The organism is Nitrosomonas halophila (assembly GCF_900107165.1).
Classification (GTDB): domain Bacteria; phylum Pseudomonadota; class Gammaproteobacteria; order Burkholderiales; family Nitrosomonadaceae; genus Nitrosomonas; species Nitrosomonas halophila.
This window is the reverse complement of sequence record NZ_FNOY01000020.1, coordinates 1-21,170: the sequence shown is the minus strand read 5'-3', so window position 1 is coordinate 21,170 and position 21,170 is coordinate 1. Positions and strand designations below refer to the sequence as shown.

The following is a 21,170-nucleotide window of genomic DNA, read 5'->3' as shown; positions in this document are numbered from 1 at the left end:
CGCCTTTGTCCTTAACCGCACAAGATCCGCTCAATGAAATCGGATACCGAATTTATCAGCTGGTTTCGTTCTGTCACGCCTTACATTCATGGTTTCCGGGGCAAGATTTTCGTCATTGCTTTCGGTGGCGAAGTGGTCTCGGACGGGAAATTTGTCGAGCTGGTCCATGATTTCAATCTGCTCGCCAGCCTGGGTATCCGGCTGGTGCTGGTACATGGCGCGCGCCCGCAAATCGAATCCCAGCTGCAAATGGAACAACAGGATATTGCCTATGTGCAGGGCAAACGCGTCACGGATGCCGCTGCCCTCCAGTGCGTCAAGGCAGCCGTTGGCAAAGTCCGGGTTGAAATCGAGGCATTGTTATCCATGGGGCTGCCCAACTCGCCCATGGCCAATTCCGCCATCCGCGTCACCAGTGGCAATTATGTGACAGCCCGCCCGATCGGGGTTTTGGAGGGAATTGATTTGCAATATACCGGCGAGGTCCGGCGGGTCAATACCGCTGCGATCCTCGATCAGCTCGAGCAAGGCGCCATTCCCCTGCTGTCGCCACTTGGCTATTCACCCACCGGAGAAATCTTTAACCTCACGCTGGAAAACATCGCCGCCGAAGTCGCGATCGCGCTCAAGGCGGACAAACTGATCTTCCTGATGAACACCCCGGGGATTTATCAGCCATCTGGTGACAGCGAGAAACTGTTACAAGAGATGACCGTCAAACAGGGCAAAGCCTTGCTCGCAGCCATGCAGAAGACCACAGCGCAACCGTTGGATGAGGACATACAGCTCTATCTGCCGTGGGTACTGCAGGCATGCGAACAGGGCGTAGGACGGTCACATCTGATCAGCCGTCATGTCGACGGCGCACTGCTCATGGAGTTGTTCACGCATGAAGGGATCGGCAGCATGATCACGCGCGATCCGCTGCAAATCATCCGTCAGGCAGAAATCGAGGATATCGGCGCAATTTTGCAATTGATCGAACCGCTGGAAAATGCAGGCGTACTGGTTCGACGCAGCCGCGAATTGCTGGAAATGGAAATCGACCGCTTCACGGTGATCGAACATGACAATATCATCATCGCCTGCGCCGCGCTCTACCCTTTTCCCGACGACCAGACCTGTGAACTGGCCTGCCTGGCCGTGCATCCCCATTATCGCAAGGCCGGCATGGGCCGCATTCTGATCGACCATCTTGAAAATCAGGCCAGGAAACGCGGCTACACCCGCCTGTTTGTCCTCACTACCCGCACGGCTCACTGGTTCGTCGAGCGCGGTTTCGTCGAAACCACGCTCGACCAACTCCCCCTGCCCAGGCAGAGTCTTTACAATTACCAGCGACGTTCCAAGGTCTTCGTCAAGCGGCTGACCAGCTGAAACCGCGCAGCCAACCGAGGGCGCCAGCATCAACCGACCGCCAGATTCTCATCCGATTGCGCCGGAGACCTCAACCGCTGCAGACAAATATCGCGCAATTCGAGCGCGGCGCTTTCCACATAAAAACCGACCGCACCCGATCGATAGGCATCACTCACCAAACAAAGCACGACTCGGTCATCGACCGACAGCTCCAGGTAGCACCCGAATGCGATCAATTGAATGCGGGTGACTCCCCGCTCCTCCGCCTGCCAGAAACCGGACTGCAGCGATTCGAACCGCATCATCTGTTCCCCGGTGGCCGCACAGTTGGTGCCCCAGTCCCGTATTTGAGCAACCCCCTTCATCAGATCCAGCGAAAGATAGAAGCCATCATGAGTGTTGCGATCAATCCGGAACACGATGCCGCACTTCCCGGAGCCACCTAACCGCATCGATGCCTGCAACCGGAAACTGTCCAGTTCGCCCTCAAACAGGAAGGGTTGAAATCCCGAGCAACCACTGAGCCTAATACAACCGTCACCGCTTGCATGGCAGCGATCTTCGGGCCCGGATCGATTGAGTGGGCGCAATGTGCTCGCATCCAGCTGCTCGATGACAGCATCAAGTATCTTCTCGAACGACTGCACTCGCAACAGCCCTGACGGCGTTCTCACCAGGCGCTTGGGTGGCGGCAGCATATTGGCGACATCGCGCCGCATCCGGTCATGAGTGAAGAAACTCCACAGCAGCCAGCCGCCAGGGTCGGCACAGATGCGGCCCGCGTAATTTCCCTCGCCGAGCAACACGTTATCATGATAACTTTTCCAGGGCGCACCCATGCGCTGGGTATGCCAATAACGTATCTTGGCATCCTCGCGTATACTGCCAATCAAGTAATACTCCCGATCGATCTTCAGCAAATTGGGAACCTCAATATCGTCATAGAGTCCTGGATGATAGAGCGGCGGGCAATGAACGAAACGGTTTTCCTCAACTTCCTCCATCGCTGCCACACAACCGCGCCGGACAACGGGGCCATCGTTGACCCTGCCGGAGCAAAGCAGCCATCCGCGCGAATCCTCCCGGAAATAGAACGGATCTCGCCAGCTCACCCATTGCCTGCCTTCACAGACATCTGCTTCATAATGTTCTGGCGCGGGCGCCAGGGGATAACAACTGGCCGGATCGAGCGGTGCCGAAATCAATGATGATTGGGGATTTTCGTTACCACGATTGTTCTCGTTATCCCGCCAAGCGACCGGCTGTTTGCGCCAATGATACAGATCATCACTTACAGCCAGACCGATACGCTGGATCAAACCGTGATCACGGCGGGAAATGCCGGTATAGAACATCCGCCAGCCCTTGGGCCGGTGTGGGTCCGGGGTCACATGCATCGTCCACAACATTGAATCATCCCAGCTGCCCGGATGTCCGATGAAAATTGCATTTTCCACACGCACCCAATGCAGCCCGTCACGACTGACTGCATGCGCGATGTAATCATGATTGGGTAATACTAGGTGAAATAGGTGGTAGCAATCATCGTGATAAACAATATCAACATCACCAAGTGTCTTGCGAGTACCGTCAAACTCTACATACATTGAATGGCTCCTACCCCATAAACAAGCAGCATTAGTCAGATAACCCAGACGAAAATATGATGTAATGATTGCAATAGCCAGAGGTAAAACTTTCGTCTGATAATATCGATCGGCAGCATCAGAGAATATATTTATACTCAAATAGCATCAAATTCCTGGAGCCTCTTGATATGAAACCATTGATTACAATCCTAGCGGTATCTTTGACCGCCTGCGCCAGTATCGGCGAGCCTGGAAAAAACCGCGTAACCTATGAAAGCAATTTTGCGGGAAATCATGCCGTACTTGCATACTGCGTCACTGAAAAATTGCAGAAGGATGGGCGATGGTCCATGCGCCTGCTGCAGTTCAGGAACAGAACATTTCAGGATACCGACGCATCCGAGATTCTTGCCCATGACATGAGATTGTTGCCCGGCGTCTATGCACGCAATTCTCCCACCAATCCGGATGCGGTCATGGAATATGTTTCGCCAGCCCCGGAAGTGGTGCACACCTACGACAGAATCGATCAGGCCTACCTCATGCCAGCCTTCAGGTTTTCCTTGATGTTGAAAGCAACCGACGGTGCAACTGTCTCCGCCTCACTCAAGGGCAACCTCCATCTGGGCCGCATGGCCTGGCAATATTTACAAACATGCGCGCGGCCGGAATGAGCCCCGCTCCCCAGCGGATGCCTGCTTTATATTATTGCGCCACCAATTTCTGAGCAGGATGCATACCGCGCAGCAGAGTCCGGCGCGAACGCAGGCGGCTTGTCAAGGATTACTTTCGATCGGCCCGGTAGATTGGATCAGTTCATCCGACAGACCCTCCAAATCATCTTCTGCAACCAATCCTTCGCTGCGCAGAAGCATCAGCTGCATGCGTGCTTTCGACCGGCTGTGACTGTCGAATAACAGTGACAGCCGCTTGTCTGCATTCTCGATCAACTTGAAAAGATAGATGTATTTGGCATAATTTGACATATCCGCCTGGCTGGTCGCTTCCTGAACGTCAGTCAGCACCTTCGCACAAAATTTCTCCAGGGCGGCCTCTTTAATTTTTTTGAACTTCTTCCAGTCAGACTCTGTAATCATGATGAGCAGTTTAGGGATGGTTGAACGCAGGTTGCTCCATTACGGTTTCACGGCTATCGGCAAAATAGGTCATGCTACTGAACCGATTTGCGGGAGAAATGGTATTGGTTGGAATTGTAATTGGTTGGAATTGTAAAGTTATGTGCCAGCGAGTCAATCTTGAATTGTAACAAACAAACGCCTAACCATTAAGAATTAGGCAGGCCTCCTCCCCCTGGGAACCAGCACCTGGCGGAGCAGGTAATAACTTGCCAACCCGGCCAGCATGCCCGGCATGCCTTCATAAATGTCCTCATGCAAATCGAAATAACGCCACAGCCAAGCCGTGCCCATACCCAAAGCCATCATGACTAGCGCCAACCGTTCATCGACCGGATGCCGGCGCACCAGGATGAATAAAAGCGGCCCAAATGCAGCGGCCAGGGTCGACCAGGAAAGAATCACCAGGTTAAAGACACTCTGCGTTTCCGCCAGCGCAATGAGTAATGCCAGCGCTGTCACCACCAGCGTCATGCTCTTGATCTCCCAGGTTTTTTCCAGCCGCCTGGGCGCCAGGTCGTGGGTCAATGCTGACGAGCAGGCAAGCACCAAGGCATCGGCTGTCGACATGGTCGCGGCAAAAATGCCCGCCAGGATCAGACCAACCAGGACCGGTGGCAACAGCTGCATCGCAATGGTTGGCAAGGCGAGCTCGGGATCCATGCCTTGTAGCTCGGGCAGATACAGCCGTGACAGCATGCCGACACCGGTCGCCAAGGCATAGAATATCGTAAAAAAACTGTAATAATAGACACGCGCCTGGCGCATGTGGTTGGCATTGTCCAGCGCCATGAAGCGGATCATGATATGCGGCTGGCCAATCACACTGAAACCCGCAAACATCCAGCCGACAACGAACAGCATCACACCCCCCAAGCCAGGCATCAGCAGGTTATCGGGGAACCAGTTCAGGTAATGTGGAATTTGCGCCAATTGCTGCCAGGTCGCGTCTATGCCCCCGAGGCCATCCACACCCACTATGAACAAGAGACCCATCGCACACACCATCACCAGCGATTGCGCTGCGTCAGTCCAGATCGATGCACGTATGCCCCCTGCCAAGCAATAACCGGCCACGATAACTGCGACCAGAATGGCACCGGACTGATGCGCCCAGCCAAACAAGACATGCAATGCCTTGCCGCCGGCAGCGAGCTGTGCTGCCGCATAAGCACCGAGAAACAAGACCGTGATGACGGCGGCAAATTTGCGCACATAGATCAAGTCCCCGCCCTGCCAACGACTGAGCACGCCGGCGAAGGTGATCTCGCGGGTATGCTCGGTTGATATCCGCAATTGCCGGTGAATGAATAGCGAAGCAAGAAAATCGCCCAATATCCAGCCCAGCATCAGCCAGATCGCAGCCAGGCCAGTGAGATAGGTAAAGCCGATCACGCCAATGAACATATAGCCGCTATTATTGGTGGCGACGGCTGACAAGCCTGTCAGGGCGGGTGAAACCGAACGGCTGGCGATATAATAATCGCTTTTGGTGCCGCGGCTCTTGAACACCGAGGCAAGTCCAACCAACAAGAAGCCGGCCAGAAAGATAATAAAACTAGCCATGCTCATGTGGCGATGATCCTATTTTGATAGCGCGCCTGCGAGGCAGTGCAGTCTCAGGCGATATCGCCCTCGTGTATCGGCAAGGCCTGAGGCGTACCACGTTTAGCCAGAAAATCAGGCCGGGGGCGTTTTCCGCCGAAGGGCGCTACCAAGCGGTTACTGAGCGCGTTATACACGGCAAAGAAGTTACTGCGCGGAAAGGGTGTGATATTGCTGTTTGAACCATGCATGGTATTGCAATCGAATAAAATTACAGTCCCAACCGGTCCCAAGGGCGTCTCGATGCCGCCAGTTTCGGCCAATGCGCGCAAGCTATCGTCATCGGGCACGCCGTATTCCTGTTTCTTGAGCGACTGCACATAGTGATTATCAGGCGTTTCCCCGACACAGCTGATATATTGCCGGTGCGAACCCGGAATCAGCATCAGCGGCCCGTTATAGCTACGGTTGGGTGTCAGCACGATCGACATCGACAAAGCGCGCATGCGCGGCATGCCATCCTCGACATGCCAAGTCTCGAAATCGGAATGCCAGTAGAATTCCTTACCCCGAAAGGCTGGCTTGAAATTGAGACGCGACTGGTGGATGTAAACCTCATCACCCAACAGAAAACGGGCGATACCGGCAAGGCGCCGGTCGCCGGCCAGACGCGTAAAAATCCGGCTGATTTCATGGACCTTAAAGATCGAGCGCAGCGCCCCGCTGCCAGGTTCCCGAATCAGCAGTTCCGGGTCAACGCCCTCTGTGTCACCTTGCAGCACCGCCATTTCACGCTGCAAACAGACAACTTCGCCAGGTTTAAGCAAATGCGGCAGCACCAGAAAGCCGTCCCGGGCATAGCTTTCCGTTTGCGCGCGTGTCAGAGGTGACGCGGTTGTCCAGTCGCTATAGACGACAGGATCCTGACGTGCCAGCACCTTCGGCATGGCATGCACGCGCGATGGATAACAATCAGCTTGTGTTGTAACAAAGCCCGCTTGAAGTTGCTCTTTCATTTTTATATCTCATCATTCGACAGTTTCGGCCTCTAGAGGGTAGGCGCCAACGGCGTCATGCACCTCACGGCCATTAAGTGGTGGATTAAAAACACACGCCAGCTCCATTTCGGTATCGGCACGCAAGACATGCTTATCATGCCGATCCAAAATATAGATCGTCCCGGGTGTGATCGGATATTGCTTGGCGTCATCCAGGGTTTCGACCATCCCGTGACCGGAGATGCAGTAAACCGATTCCAGATGATTTTGATAGCACATCTCGGTCAGGGTGCCGGCATAAATGGTTGTGATATGGAAGGAAAAACCCATGCCATCATTTTTCAACAGCAGACGGGTACTTTCCCAGTTCTGCGCGACAACCCTGCGAGAAGAGTTGCGCGCATCTTTCAAATTACGCACGATCATAATACTAGGCAGCCACTACGTTACTGAGAGGTTTACGTTGGCTGGCAACGGCCGTCGCGACGCTTTGGTCCAGAATATCCAGACCGCGCGTCAGATCTTCATTGCTGATTGTAAGCGGACACAAGCATTTGACAACTTCGCTATCGGGTCCGCTGGTTTCAATCACCAGGCCGCGCGCAAAGGCGGCACGGCTAACGGCCGCAGCCAACTCACCACTGCCGCAGTCAATGCCCTGCATCAAACCGCGTCCCTTCACCTTGATGAGACCCTTGTCATGTTTCTCGGCAATGGCGCGCAAGCGTTGAGTTAGCATCGCCGCTTTGGCCTGAACGGATTTGGCAAATTGATCATCGCGCCAAAATGTTTCGATCGCCGCTGCCGCGGTCACGAAAGCGTGGTTGTTGCCGCGGAAGGTGCCATTATGTTCGCCCGGTTCCCAGATATCGAGTTCACGTTTGATTAATGTCACTGCGAACGGCAAGCCATATCCAGAAAGTGATTTGGACAAGGTCACGATGTCCGGCTTGACATTGGCGGCTTCAAAGCTGAAGAAATTGCCCGTGCGACCACAACCTGCTTGAATATCGTCGATGATCAGCAGCATATCGTAACGGCGGCATAAGCGCTCCAAGCGCTGCAGCCATTCATAGGATGCCACATTCAGCCCACCTTCACCTTGCACGGTTTCGAGGATAACCGCAGCAGGGTGATCAAGACCACTGCTGGCATCTCCCAACACTTTTTCAAAATAATCGATGGTGTCGACCTCATCACCCATATAGCCATCATAGGGCATTGCTGTCACTCCTGTCAGGGACATGCTGGCGCCTCCGCGATGATGCTGGTTACCGGTTGCCGCCAACGAACCCAACGTGACGCCATGGAAACCATTGGTGAACGACACAATATTGGTACGCCGTTTGACCTTGCGGGCTATTTTCATCGCGGCTTCAATCGAATTGGCACCGGTCGGGCCAGTAAACTGAATGACATAATCCAGACCGCGCGGCTCGAAAATATGTGTCCGCATGGCTTCGAGGAATCCGGCCTTGGCACGGGTGTGCAAGTCGAGGCTGTGGGTAATGCCACCCGAAGAAATATACGCCAGCAGCGCATCGCGCAGCACTGGATGATTATGGCCATAATTCAAGCTGCCGGCGCCCGCCAGAAAATCGAGATAGCCACGCCCCTCGCTATCATAAAGGGTAGCGTTCTCGGCGCGCTCGAAAACACAAGGAAATGAGCGTGCATAGCTTTGCACCTGCGACTCGTTGCGTTTGAAAATATCGGTACTAATATGATCTGCCGTTGTGGCTGCTTTATGTGTGGTCATGGTTCTTTCCTTCTGTTTGATTTACCCTGCCCGATACTTGAAACGGGCCAATGGATATGAGGAACTCGCTGTCATGTTGGCCGCCCAAATGCTGGTCGCGGTCAAACAACAGTGTGCGTTGATGAGGTGCGCCCAATGCCGCTGCTATTTTTTCAAACATCGCCCTTGATGCTGCGTTGGGCGAAGTCACAGTGGTCTTCAGCATGGAAACGCCGGCACATGCGGGACGCGCCAAAATATCGAGGATTAGCCGTTTACCCAAGGCCTTGCCTCGCGCGACAGGGTCTACTGCTACCTGCCAGATAAACAGTGTTTCGGGTTCATTCGGCAACCGATAGCCTGAAACAAAACCGAGAACCCTGCCATCCTGTTCGGCCAGGGCGGAAGTTGCTGAAAAATGCGTGCACTGCAGCAAATTGCAGTAAAGAGAGTTTTGATCGAGCGGTGGACAGTTTGCAATCAGTGCATTTACAGATGCCCCATCCGTGGAAAAAGGTTGGCGAATAACGATACGACTGTGCTGCTTTACTTCCAAATATGCGTCCTGCGGTTTACTTTCGGTCAATAGTTTTCAACTTTTAGATCACTGCTTGTTTATTACCCTATAGGAAGTTGCATAGTCCTGTCAAATGCGAAACCCCTCCAAACATGGAAAATCAGCGTGGTTTTCTATAAAGTCCAAACCCAACAAAGCTCTTTGTTATCATTCACTTACCACACTACCGCACTCTATGAAATTCATGCCTGTTAATTTTTTAAAAAAAATTGCAATGACAATGAAAGTGTCGGGTCAATGCGGCCACATGGCTACTCTTCTTCAAACCACCTATCATGCCAGTACCGGCGCTTGAGCGCGCGCCAGCTATCGATCTCCACCCCGCCTTGCGCAAAACGCAGCAGGATTGCGCCATCCCGATCACTGCGCCGCAGTGTGCTGCCTTGCACGCGGTAGCGATTGACCACCTCAGCTCGCGGATGCCCGAAAGGATTGCGGTAACCCGCCGTAAAAATTGCGTAGGCCGGATTCACCTGGCGCACAAAAGATTGCGAAGAAGACGACTTGCTGCCATGGTGCGGAACAATCAAGACCGTGGCTGGCAGCAAGCCGGGTACTTGCCGCAGCAACTCGCTTTCGGTTGACCGGCCGATATCCGCCGGCAGCAGCACGCTGCCATGACGGGTCGTGATCTTCAGCACACAGCTCGATTCGTTGGTATTATGCCGCTGCGCCAGATAGCTAGGCTGCCGGGGGTGCAATACCTCGAAGTGCACGCCGTCCCATACCCAGGCGATTCCTGCCAAACAGTTCCGGTTAACAGCCACCTGCTGCCGGACCGGATGGTCCTGCCCGAGCGAGGCCAGCAACATCCTGGCAGGCACTACTTGCAGTACCGACAACGCACCACCGCTGTGATCCGAATCGGCGTGAGAGATAATCATCAAATCAAGTGCTCGTATGCCTTCGCCCCGCAGATAGGGCACGATGATGCGCTTGCCACTGTCGCTGTCGCCGTAGCTCGGCCCGGCATCATAGAGCATGGCGTGATCACGCGTACGCGCCACCACTGCCAAGCCCTGCCCCACATCGAGCACATCCAACCATAGCTCTCCCTCTGCCGGCCTGTCCGGGAATACGAGAAACAGGGGCAATACCATCAGCAAACCCAACCAGCGTGCCGGAAAACCCGCCCGGATTCCGAGCCCCGGCCCGCCGGGCAACATGAGCCACAGTACACCCGCTACCGCTGCCGCCACCGTCCAGGCTGGCGGGGCATGCTGCTGCCAAATGGCAGGAGGAAGCTCGGCCAACCCCTGCAGGCCGGTCATCAAGCCCTGCAGAATAAAAAGCGCGATCGATAAACAAAATTCCCAGCCCGGCACAGCCGCCAGCAGGGTCAAGGGCACTACGGCAAAAGTCATTACCGGAATGGCGAGCGCATTGGCAATCGGCGATACCAATGACACCTGCTGAAACAGGGTGAGAAGCAGCGGGAACAAGCCCAGTGTGATCATCCACTGGATGCGCACCCAGCCGGCCACCTTGCCGGGTTGGCCGATGCGCCCGGATAAAGCATAGCCAATCAGAGCAATCGCTCCGAACGACAGCCAGAAGCCCGGTGAAATGACAGCCCAGGGATCGCCGATCACGACCATCAGCAGCACCCATCCCAGTACGGCTGGCATGGAGACCCGCCGGTCATGCCAACATGCCACCACTACGATCAGCAACATTAAGAAGGCGCGCTTGGCGGGAATGGCAAAGCCAGCCAGCAACGCATATGCCAAGGCTGCGATCAATCCCGCCAATAGCGCCGGCTTGCGCGCCGGCAAGCGCAGTGATAGCCAGGTCATGCGCCGCCACAATCCATACACGGCCATGGCGATCAGACCGGACACCAGGGTGATGTGCAATCCCGAAATGGCCATCAGATGATTGGTGCCAGTACGCGTGAACGTTTGCCAATGCGCCGTAGGGATGGCGCGCTGATCGCCCACCGCCAGGGCAATCAATACACCGGCATCGGGGTTATCCGGCAAATAATGCCTAAAGCGGGCGCGCACATTCTCCCGCATCCGCTCGAATCCATAGCGCAAGCTCCCGCGCCAATCCTCCAGACGCTGGTTGTTGGACGCCGGGCGCACATATCCCACCGCACGCACTTGGCGCTCCAGCAGTTTGGCCTCGTAGTCAGCCACATGCGGATTGGCATTACCATGCGGACGCTTGAGCCGGACGCGCAACCGCCAACGCTCACCTGCCCGCATCTCGGGCATGGGACGCTTCATATGCCGCTTGTTCCGATACCAGGCAAGCAGGATACGCTCCGGGACCGTGGCATCGGGCGTGAGCACCTGTTCGACATCAAACCGGAATCGTATCTTTTGACGGTCGCGCTGCGGCATCTCAGCGACTACACCGATCAGGCTGATATCCCGCCCCTCCCATGCCTGCGGCAAAGCGTCCGCCAATCTTGCCTGGGCGCAAAAAGCCGCCCACAGAAATCCGGCGCCCAGCACAACACCGTACAGGAAAAATCTTCCTGCAGACAAAGCCGGACCGGTGCAATAGCGCCGCAGAAACAGCGCCAGCCCTGCGGCCAACACCCAGCCCACAGCCAGGGACATATCCGGCAGCTGCGGTTGTTGCTGCAATAAAATGGCCCCCAGCACGAATGCCAGGCTGTATTTTAGGATAGGCACAAACGATGGCCAGGTAGTGATAAACTAACCGGCTTTTAGCCTGGGTGGCGGCCATTCGCCATGGCTGGGCGTTATGGAAATGGCCAGCGTTTCATCCATGCTTATGGCTCGCTGCAAAATACTCACGCCTCCTCGCAATTCTGAAATATTAACAACTGATAATGTTTACGTCAGAATCGGTAACCGGCTGAGAAGTTATTTGGGCATGCCTGCTCGCAGTCAGCCCCTCAACACCCCATTAATCCGCAAACTGGCGGGGCGCAGCAGGGATCGATGCTCGTCATGAAGATAATGATGATTTTGAGGAAATTGCAATTGCTGTGGCGCACAGATAGCTATGTTTTCACTGAAGTTCAGGATACTCGCACGATCCTAGGAGGCTGTCCGAGAACAGACTGATCTACTGCGGACGAACCTGCCAGGCTGGATTTTCCAATCCTTTTCGTTGAATAGAACAACTATTCGCCTCAAATGATCGAAAAATCCCGCTCAGCCAGCTTCGTCCTCGCTACGATCGCTATTCTCGGACAGCCTCCTAGAAGGATTCAGGATTCATTTGTGATCTGCCGTTATAGCCAGCAATTACGGCAATCCTACAAATTTTGCCCCCAAGCTAATAAAACCTATCTTGCTAGATCAGAATGCCAACCAAACATGTTTTCATGCTGCTGGCTGTCATGACGTCCACAGCGATCATTGCCAGCGCCAACGCTTCCAACAACAATCATACATTTGGACCACTGGACGCCACGCAAAGCAGCGTCATCCCCCACATTCCGGAACCGATGCTGTTTGACCTGGTCAGACCACTCGGTGCGGCCAAGGGCGAGCTGGAAATCAATACACTGGTTGACCACGCTTTACGCGCCGGCCATACCGAATGGGCGCCGGAAATTGAATATGCATTCCTCGACGGTTATGCAATCGAGCTGGAATTGCCATTCCAGGATTTTTCAGTGGCTGAATACAAACTTGCGTTCCAGGGCACAATCGGCACGCTGCTCGGTGCACGCATGATCCATGGCTGGCAAATCATTGGCCGCTATGACCGGCATGAGAAAGCCTATCTGACCGACACACTTTATTTGAATGGCATGCGACTTTCCAACAAGTGGAGCATGTTCCACATGCTGGGCGTACGCAACAATTTTTCGGAAAAACGGGAACGCTTCAACGGACTGCTCAACAACAGCCTTTTCTATGCTGTTTCCCGACAGCTGACATTGGGTTTCGAAGTCAACAACGAGATGCCTCGCTGGGGCAAATGGCGCTATCGATTGGTGCCGCAAATCCATTACGACTTTACCCCCCACACTTCCTTGCAAGTGGGCGGCGGCCCTTCCAAGCTGGAAGATTCCAAACGGACCGAGTGGACAGTTGCCTGGCGATTGATTCATGCTTTCTGACTACCAGCAACCGTCACATGATGCGTGTCAATACATACTGCTTCTGCAGCCAGGCTTTTTCCCGACTACCATAACTTTTTAACGTCAGCCGGACAATGCGCAGGCATAGCCTTGAACCAGAACCACGAATGGACACCAATACACACCAATAATGAAAACCACTTCGATTGCGTTTGACCCGTAATCAGACCTGCTACCAAAATAAAAATCGCCACTCAATCATTAGTGTGTATTCGTGTCCATTCGTGGTTATCAAAACCAATAGTGGAGCAGGCCATCCAGACGCTTTGCAGCGACAATGCATCACCACCATGAATATGATGTTTGGAAGATAGGTCCAAAACGGAAATCTCCACACAGCTTCTGAGGCAAGCCCTTAATATTGTAACTGGGTATCACAACACAGCATCAAACCCGAGGGACTTACAGTGCTTCAAAGATACCGGCGGCCCCCATGCCGCTGCCGATACACATGGTCACCATGCCGTATCGGTGATTACGGCGTCGCAGGCCATGCATCAACGTGGCGACACGAATCGCACCAGTCGCGCCCAGAGGATGGCCGAGCGCGATTGCGCCGCCCAGAGGATTGACCTTGGCACGATCGAGCCCCAAATCGTTGATGACAGCTAGGCTCTGCGCGGCAAAGGCTTCGTTCAGTTCGATCCAATCCAGATCATCCAGTTTCATCCCGGTCTGTTTCAGTACCTTGGGGACTGCTTCAACCGGACCGATTCCCATGATTGCAGGCGGCACACCGGCCACGCTGTAACCGATAAACCGGCCGATTGGAGTCAAATTGAAACGTTGCAAGGCGGCCGCGCTCATTACCAATACCGCCCCGGCACCATCGGACATTTGTGAACTGTTGCCCGCAGTCACCGACCCTTTGGCCGCAAAGACAGATCGTAATTTGGCCAACGCTTCCGGATTCGTATCCGCGCGCGGACCCTCATCGGTATCCCTGATCACTGACAAATGACGAACTTCACGAGCAGACAAATCCGGCCAGTTTTGCTCGACAGCATAAGGTGAGATCTCGTCCTTGAACTCGCCCTGTTCGATTGCCCGCACTGCTCGCTGATGGCTTTCCAGCGCGAAGGCATCCTGGTCCTCGCGTCCAATTTTCCACTGGGTCGCCACTTTTTCGGCGGTAATTCCCATGCCATAAGCAATGGCAGCATGCTCATCGTTCACGAACAATGCCGGGTTCATCGCCACCTTGTTGCCCATCATGGGAATCATGCTCATGCTTTCGGTGCCGCCCGCAATGATCACATCGGCTTCTCCCAGGCGGATACGATCCGCGGCAATCGCGACTGCCTGCAATCCCGAAGCGCAAAAACGATTGATCGTCATGCCCGGCACGCGGTCAGGCAATCCTGCCAGCAGCAAAGCCACACGCGCCACATTGATACCCTGCTCCGCTTCCGGCATGGCGCAACCGACGACGACATCGTCGACCGCTGCCGGGTCCAACCCCTCGCATTGCGCCAATACCGACCGTATGACATGCACCAGCAGATCATCGGGGCGCACATCCTTGAACATCCCTCGCGGCGCCTTGCCGACCGGGGTGCGCGTGGCGGCAACGATATAGGCATCCTGAATTTGTTTGGTCATCAGACTTTTCCTTTGATTCTTGAATATCGGGATTCTGAGAGAGCGGCGCCAGCAGGCACTGTTTCGTTATATTCAAAACATTGACCGGCCTGGCCGAACCGCCCTCAGTTGCGAAGCGGCTTACCGGTTTTGAGCGTATGCGCAATCCGTGCCTGGGTTTTCTCGGTCGCCAGCAATTCAATGAAGGCGGCGCGTTCCAGCTCCAGCAGCCAGTCCTCATCCACCCGGCTACCCGCCACCACATCGCCGCCACACATCACATGCGCGATCTTGCCGCCTATCAGGTAATCATGTTCGGAAATAAAGCCCCCTTCCCGCATGTTGACCAATGTGCCCTTGATGGTGGCCACACCGGTCGAACCGGCCACCACGATTTCGCGCGAACGCAAAGGCGGCCGGTAACCGACTTCGGCCAGCGCAAGCGCCTGAGCCTTAGCCACATGCAGCAACTCAAAACGATTCATGACTATCGTATCGGCTGGCGTCAGGTAGGAGAGCGCCTTCGCTTGCTCTGCGCTTTTGGCCAGTTTCGCCATTGCAACCGTTTCGAAATAATGCTTCAGATAAGGAAAAGGGTCGCCATCGATCGCATGCCGCGCGGCCCGCATTGCAAACTCCTTGCAGCCGCCGCCAGCCGGCAGCAAGCCCACGCCTGCCTCGACCAGCCCGATATAGGTCTCCAATGTCGCCACTGCACGGTCGCAATGCATGACAAATTCGCATCCGCCGCCCAGGGCCAGGCCATCGACTGCCGCAACCGTCGGCACCATGCTGTAGCGCAGGCTCTGCGAGACTTGCTGGAAACGGGCAATCATCGCTTCCACTTCGGCCAGTTTCCCGGCCATCAGCGCATCGGCCATATCGAGACTGCGAGCGGCCTGCAGAATGGTGGACTGCGCAGTCTTTTTGATCTTCTTAACAAACTCATCGAATGCCGATGGCGGCGCCTCGCGTTTTGGCCGTTCGGTCGCTTTTTGCAGATTGGCGCCGAGCGAGAATGGCGGTTCGGTCTGCCAGAGAATCAAGGCGCGGAAATGCCGCTCCGCTTCCGCGATGACCTGCTGCATGCCTTGCAATACGGTATCATCGATGGTGTGTTTTTTGGTTTTGAAACTGACGATCGCAAGCTGGTCACCGGTGTGCCACATGCGCAATGCATCGGTTTCGAAAACAGTCTCGCCATAGGCCGCTGTTTCGCCCACCAAGCGATCAGGAAACAGCTGGCGCCGGTAGACCGGCAGTTGTGATCGTGGCTGCAGGCTGTCTGCCGCGGGCGCGTAGGAGCCTTCCTGCGCGTGCACGCCTTGCGCCGGACCTTGACCAACCGCCTGCACCCAATCCGGCAAGGGTGTCTGGGCCATGGATTGACCGGCATCGATGTCGGCATTGATCCATTCCGTAACGGTGCGCCAGCCTGCCGCCTGCCAAATCTCGAATGGCCCCTGCTGCCAGCCGAATCCCCAGCGCACAGCCAGATCGAGATCGCGTGCGTTAGCAGCGATTGCAGCCAGATGCACAGCGCAATAATGAAATAAATCACGGTGAATCGCCCACAGGAACTGGGCCTGCGGATGGGTATGCGCACGCAGGGCGGCAAACTTGGCAACCGGATCCTTTTGCTTCAACAGTGCCTCGACCTCGCTATCGACTTCACTTGCAGACGGTCGATAATCACCGGTCGCCGGGTCCAGCACATGAATCTCCTTACCTTGCTTGTAATAGATTCCCTGGCCGCTCTTCTGCCCGAGCGCGCCCTGCTCCACCAGTTTCTGCAACCAATCCGGCACAGCCAAGTATTCGTGCCAGGGATCATCGGCAAGTTCATCGTGCATGGTCTGCATCACATGCGCGAGAATATCCAGCCCGACCAGATCCGCCGTGCGGAAGGTCGCACTCTTGGGCCGCCCGATCAGCGTCCCGGCAAGCTTATCCACCAAATCGAAGCGCAACCCGTATTGCTGAGCATGATGAATATTCGACAAAATGGAAAAGATACCCACCCGATTGGCAATAAAATTGGGCGTATCCTTGGCGCGGATCACCCCCTTGCCCAGAGCGGTCACCAGAAAGGCTTCCAGCACATCCAACGCCTCCCCGTCACTGTGCGCGCTCGGAATCACTTCCACCAGATGCATATAGCGTGGTGGATTGAAGAAATGAATGCCGCAAAAACGCGGGCGCAAGGATTCCGGTACCGTCTCGGCCAGCTTATTGATGGATAGGCCGGAAGTGTTGCTCGCAAAAATGGCCCGATCATGCAAAAACGGCGCAACCTTCTCGTATAGCTGTGCTTTCAAATCCAGGCGTTCGGCTATCGCCTCGATGACGACATCGCAATCCCGCAGCTTTTCCAGGTGCTGCTCGTAGTTGGCAGGCTCGATACTGCCCGCCTTGGCAATGGTCGACAATGGCGCCGGTTCCTGTTTTTTCAGTTTGCCAATCGCCTTGATAACGTTGGCATTGGCATCGCCGGATGGCGCAGGCAATTCGAACAATAGCGTCTCTATGTTGGCATTGACCAGATGTGCTGCAATTTGCGCGCCCATGACCCCTGCGCCCAATACTGCAGCTTTCCTCACGATGAATGGATTATTATTCAAATTTCCCCCCGTTTGATCAGATTATCGGAAAATACTGCTCGCCTCCCTGTGCCAGGCTGGTCCCAAGCAATATACCGCAAAGCCTTTCTTTTCTTATTAAAAAGATTACAAGCATGAACCGCAAAGAGCAAGCATCCCTCAGCAAACAGGGGCACACAAACGGATGCCGGCAAGCGCAAATGCATGTCATGCACCCTAAAACTGATGCAAGATTACCCTGCACTTCATCCCCTCACTGAAAATTAATTAGAGACCTACTCCTCAATAGGGAGTAACTGGAACAATCCCTTGATTCAATTAAGATTTATGCCTGAAATCAGTAATAGGCAGTAATCCAGACTAGGAGGCTGTCCGAGAATAGCGATCGTAGCGAGGGCGAAGCTGGCTGAGCGGGATTGTTCGATCATTTGAGGCGAATAGTGGTTCTATTCAACGAAAAGGATCGAAAAATCCAGCCTGGCAGGTTCGTCCGCAGTAGATCAGCTATTCTCGGACAGCCTCCTAACAAATTCACCCCGGTCAAATTCACACCACTTGAATCATTTAATGATAATGATTATCATTTGTATTATTATTAACTTTCAAGCACCAACCACCCTTGAGAACGAATGCCCAATACGGAGATCCGAGTATGAACAGCCCGGTAATAGAAAAACAACCTTCATTCGATACATGGCCGCAAGCACGAAAACTGCCCGAGACCATTACCGTTGAAATCACACCCTCTCCTATAAAACGCACAAAAATCTGGGATCTGAACCGCACCTTTCACTGCCCCATTATCGGCATCTGCATATCGACTCCAGAACTGGAGCGGTTTGCCCAGCGCTTTCATTTTGATGCGCCCATCAGCCACACGCATGCCCTGCATGTCGAGGCGGTCTGCCGCGCCGCCAGCAGAAACCGCTTTTCTGAAGCCATTCACAAGTATCTGGACAAGCAATATCAGGGATATATCAAACAATTTGAGAGTGCCAAAAGCGACGATGAAGTGCTGCTTCTCTGGCAGCACTATTTTTCACAAGGAAAAATTGCCGGCCCGTTATGGGCGGCATTGACCCACAAACGCATTGGCGATGCCAGCCAGGCACGCATTCACGACTGCATACACATGCATATGCATCAGGCAGTTATCGATCTCGCCTCGGCGCAAGCCAGGCTACTGGAATCGGAACAAATGCTGCTGGAAACAACCGGCACACTGGAAAAATACAAACAACAGCACGCCACCAGAGAATCCCGCTTGCGCACTCAATTGAACCAGGCGCTGGCAGAAATCAAGCGCCTGCAGGCTTGCCAGCAGGAGGCCGAAATGCTCCGCCAGCGCCTGGAGAAACTGGAATCCTGTCAGGCCATGCATGCAATGGGACAACGTTTGATGCGCTTGACAACCGAAAACGAACAATTGCGAATCAAGGCTGAAGGCGCCAAGCAGCTCGATCAGGCATATAAACGCGCCAAACAGGATTTATTTGCCATACAACACCAATGCGACAATCTGCGCAAGGAACGGGATGCACTAGAACAGCTGCTGCTCACACAGCATGCTGACCACGGCAATGACGCGGATGGGAGCAAGGCCAGTGCGACGGATGACACCGGATCCTGTCCTTGCATACTGTGCGTGGGCGGCAAGATCACTTTGCTGCCGAAATACCGGGCGCTTGCCAGGCAAATGGGACTCGAGCTGGCCCATCATGACGGCGGCCAGGAAGATGCCCTGTCACGCCTACCCGAAATGATATACAGCGCACACGCGGTCATCTGCCCCACTGATTGCGTAAGTCACGCCGCTTATTACCAAGTCAAACGACTCTGCCGCCTGAGCCATATTCCCTGCTTGCTCTTTAAAGGCATGGGCGTCTCCAGCTTTGCCACGGCATTGACCAGGATTACAACCGGCAATACCACCATTCACGGCACTGCCATGTGAATGGCATAACGTATGCGGGCAAACACCCTATCAACCGGAGCGGATCCGCATGCGCTATGCAAATGAAACCGGGTGCGCTGGCATGATTGTTTCTGGCAGTGGCGCACCCTTAACCAAGCATCTCATTGAAATCATCAACAAACCAATAACCATCATCATCTCATGGAGGGTTTATGAATTTTTGGCCTGCGCTGCAACAGCCAGTTTTACTCATTATCGCTTTCATTGCCATGCTGCATACTGCCCTTTTACAAGCTCAAGACACCCAGCAGAACGATTCCACCGGGTTTCTGGTCGTTGCCGCCGATCGCGGTTTTGTCGGCAACGAAGAAATTCGCGATGCATTCGCAAATTTCGAGCAACATCACAATGCAGCATTAGTCTTTGTCACGGATGAACGCACAAATCTGTCCCTGACATCTAGTCTGGCTTCGCTTCAGAACCGGGGCGCCAAACATGTCGTCGTGCTGCCTCTGTTCCTGTCCACCTCGACCCCACGCTATCAACTCGTCCGGAAACTGCTGATCCAGAAAGAATCGGATCTCTCCCTGTCATTCGCCCGTGCCTATGGAAAAAGCTATATCGCGGTCGAGGAACTCGCTGGCCGCATGCGCGCTACACCATCAATCGCCGGTCAGGATTTGCTGATCGTCGGCTATGGCGCCAGAGATGAGGCCAGTCAACAGGGCATGCAACAGGATTGGGAGCAAATAGTCCATCACGCTGCAAACGGCCTGGACGTGCAATCGATCCAAACCTTGATTCTTCCAGAAAGAGGTCAAGATGAAGATGGAGAAGCCTATTTCAAACATATCAAGCAATTGCTCGCCACGGCACTCAAATCTCGCTCATCCACCAAGGCGGACAAGCAATTCCATGTCCTCCCGTTTGCCTTCGGACCCAGGCATGACAGCATGATGTCGCTCGAAGCACGTCTGACATGGCTGCTCCCGGAACATGCCAAACTGGTCGATCGTCCGGCTGATCCCAAATACCTGACCACCTGGATGACACGCGAGGCCAACCGCAGCCAGTCCCTTACCCCCGCCAGTACCGGCGTCATTCTCTTTGCCCATGGCTCTGATTTCCATTGGAACGAGAATCTGCGAACAGCCGTACAACCTTTGATGGAGCGCTATCTGGTCGAATTTGCCTTCTCTATGGCAGACCCTGGCACAATCGAACGCGCATTACGCAAACTGGAACAACGCGGCGCAAAAACAGCGATCATAGTCAGCGCCTACGCAACTGGTAGCTCATTCCGCAAGGAAATCGAGCAGCTGACCGGTCTGGATTTCGAGAACCGGCGTGCCGGGCAGACCACCCCCGATAATCCTGGCAAACATACCGATCATGGCCACCATGGAAAACCCGGTGAATCCCCATCCAGAATCCTGACCACCCTGCCTGTCATCTTCACTGGCGGCTATGACGACCATCCACTGTTTGCCACTGCACTGCTCGATCGCGCACTTGGATTATCCAAAGATCCTGCCAAGGAAACCGTCATTGTCGTTGCGCATGGCACAAAGGATGATCAACGCAATCTCGCCTGGCTCAATAAACTGGAAGGAATCGCCCAGCATATGCGCCATAACGGCGGCCAGCAATTCAAGGCCATCCAGGTAGCAACCTGGCGCGAAGACTGGCCCGACAAGCGCGCCCCCTGGATCGAAAAAGTCAGAAACATGGTCATGGAAGCCAGCAAGCACGATGGCAAGGCAATCGTGATTCCCGCTCGCACAACCGCCACTGGTCCAGAGAAAAGATTCCTGGCCGGATTGCAATTTGAACTGGGCAGCGGCTTCGCGCCCCACCCACTGTTTACGCAGTGGGTAGAGGAACAAATTCATCAAGGCATGCAGCAGTACGCCCAAGCGATGAATCACTGATCGACAGCATTCATTTTTGTTAGCCAGCCAGCACACTAGTACCCAAAGCTTGAAATATATCGGATAATTTGCCATTTTTTTGATTGAACAAGCAAAAATTGCATGGCCCGCCCTTTATTCCCACTGACG

At 54.4% G+C, this 21,170-nt stretch carries 15 protein-coding genes; 5 read left to right on the top strand and 10 right to left on the bottom strand.

The annotated features are described in order from the left end of the window. Nucleotides 1-33 precede the first annotated feature (33 nt). Nucleotides 34-1,377, top strand: a complete 1,344-nt coding sequence (argA, locus tag BLV85_RS06610) for an amino-acid N-acetyltransferase (RefSeq protein ID WP_090413501.1) — start codon at nucleotides 34-36, stop codon at nucleotides 1,375-1,377. A 29-nt stretch (nucleotides 1,378-1,406) separates the two neighbouring features. On the opposite strand, the gene BLV85_RS06605 is transcribed toward argA, so the two are convergent. Beyond that, complete coding sequence (locus BLV85_RS06605) at nucleotides 1,407-2,966, bottom strand: glycoside hydrolase family protein (RefSeq protein WP_090413499.1); 1,560 nt, start codon at nucleotides 2,964-2,966, stop codon at nucleotides 1,407-1,409. Nucleotides 2,967-3,136: 170 nt separating this feature from the next. On the opposite strand from BLV85_RS06605, the gene BLV85_RS06600 reads away from it, so the two are divergent. Then, on the top strand, nucleotides 3,137-3,622 hold the full coding sequence (locus tag BLV85_RS06600; RefSeq protein WP_090413497.1) for a hypothetical protein: 486 nt from the start codon (nucleotides 3,137-3,139) through the stop codon (nucleotides 3,620-3,622). 102 nt (nucleotides 3,623-3,724) lie between these two features. Here BLV85_RS06600 and BLV85_RS06595 read toward each other — a convergent pair whose 3' ends face one another. The 7 genes from BLV85_RS06595 to BLV85_RS06565 all read right to left on the bottom strand — a co-directional run bounded on the left by BLV85_RS06595 (nucleotide 3,725) and on the right by BLV85_RS06565 (nucleotide 11,587). After that, complete coding sequence (locus BLV85_RS06595) at nucleotides 3,725-4,045, bottom strand: hypothetical protein (RefSeq protein ID WP_090413495.1); 321 nt, start codon at nucleotides 4,043-4,045, stop codon at nucleotides 3,725-3,727. 195 nt (nucleotides 4,046-4,240) lie between these two features. Beyond that, nucleotides 4,241-5,650 carry a sodium/proline symporter gene (locus BLV85_RS06590; protein ID WP_218132787.1) on the bottom strand — a complete coding sequence of 470 codons (1,410 nt, stop codon included), beginning with the start codon at nucleotides 5,648-5,650 and terminating at the stop codon, nucleotides 4,241-4,243. Between the two features lie 53 nt (nucleotides 5,651-5,703). Next, complete coding sequence (gene thpD / locus BLV85_RS06585; RefSeq protein WP_218132786.1) at nucleotides 5,704-6,645, bottom strand: ectoine hydroxylase; 942 nt, start codon at nucleotides 6,643-6,645, stop codon at nucleotides 5,704-5,706. A gap of 12 nt (nucleotides 6,646-6,657) precedes the next feature. Next, entirely contained in the window at nucleotides 6,658-7,053 is a 396-nt protein-coding gene (locus BLV85_RS06580) for an ectoine synthase (protein ID WP_090413491.1), read from the bottom strand. Between the two features lie 4 nt (nucleotides 7,054-7,057). After that, on the bottom strand, nucleotides 7,058-8,386 hold the full coding sequence (gene ectB / locus BLV85_RS06575; RefSeq protein WP_090413489.1) for a diaminobutyrate--2-oxoglutarate transaminase: 1,329 nt from the start codon (nucleotides 8,384-8,386) through the stop codon (nucleotides 7,058-7,060). Further along, nucleotides 8,373-8,951: a diaminobutyrate acetyltransferase gene (ectA, locus tag BLV85_RS06570; RefSeq protein ID WP_218132785.1), complete on the bottom strand. Its 579-nt coding sequence runs from the start codon at nucleotides 8,949-8,951 to the stop codon at nucleotides 8,373-8,375. The genes ectB and ectA overlap by 14 nt, the downstream gene beginning before the upstream one ends. A gap of 242 nt (nucleotides 8,952-9,193) precedes the next feature. Further along, nucleotides 9,194-11,587 (bottom strand): DNA internalization-related competence protein ComEC/Rec2, encoded by a 2,394-nt coding sequence (locus BLV85_RS06565; protein WP_090413488.1) that lies wholly within the window; start codon nucleotides 11,585-11,587, stop codon nucleotides 9,194-9,196. A 641-nt stretch (nucleotides 11,588-12,228) separates the two neighbouring features. On the opposite strand from BLV85_RS06565, the gene BLV85_RS06560 reads away from it, so the two are divergent. After that, entirely contained in the window at nucleotides 12,229-12,993 is a 765-nt protein-coding gene (locus BLV85_RS06560) for a hypothetical protein (protein ID WP_245725111.1), read from the top strand. A 423-nt stretch (nucleotides 12,994-13,416) separates the two neighbouring features. Here BLV85_RS06560 and BLV85_RS06555 read toward each other — a convergent pair whose 3' ends face one another. Next, the gene (locus BLV85_RS06555) at nucleotides 13,417-14,616 is read right to left on the bottom strand and encodes an acetyl-CoA C-acyltransferase (protein ID WP_090413486.1); all 1,200 of its coding nucleotides are present in this window, start codon (nucleotides 14,614-14,616) and stop codon (nucleotides 13,417-13,419) included. 104 nt (nucleotides 14,617-14,720) lie between these two features. Next, nucleotides 14,721-17,216 (bottom strand): 3-hydroxyacyl-CoA dehydrogenase/enoyl-CoA hydratase family protein, encoded by a 2,496-nt coding sequence (locus BLV85_RS06550; RefSeq protein ID WP_090413484.1) that lies wholly within the window; start codon nucleotides 17,214-17,216, stop codon nucleotides 14,721-14,723. A 631-nt stretch (nucleotides 17,217-17,847) separates the two neighbouring features. Between BLV85_RS06550 and BLV85_RS06545 the strand changes: the two genes are divergently transcribed. Beyond that, entirely contained in the window at nucleotides 17,848-19,149 is a 1,302-nt protein-coding gene (locus tag BLV85_RS06545; RefSeq protein WP_090413481.1) for a DUF2325 domain-containing protein, read from the top strand. Nucleotides 19,150-19,322: 173 nt separating this feature from the next. Continuing rightward, a complete protein-coding gene (locus BLV85_RS06540; protein ID WP_090413479.1) occupies nucleotides 19,323-21,041 on the top strand; it encodes a sirohydrochlorin chelatase in 1,719 nt (572 codons plus the stop codon). Nucleotides 21,042-21,170: the final 129 nt, after the last annotated feature.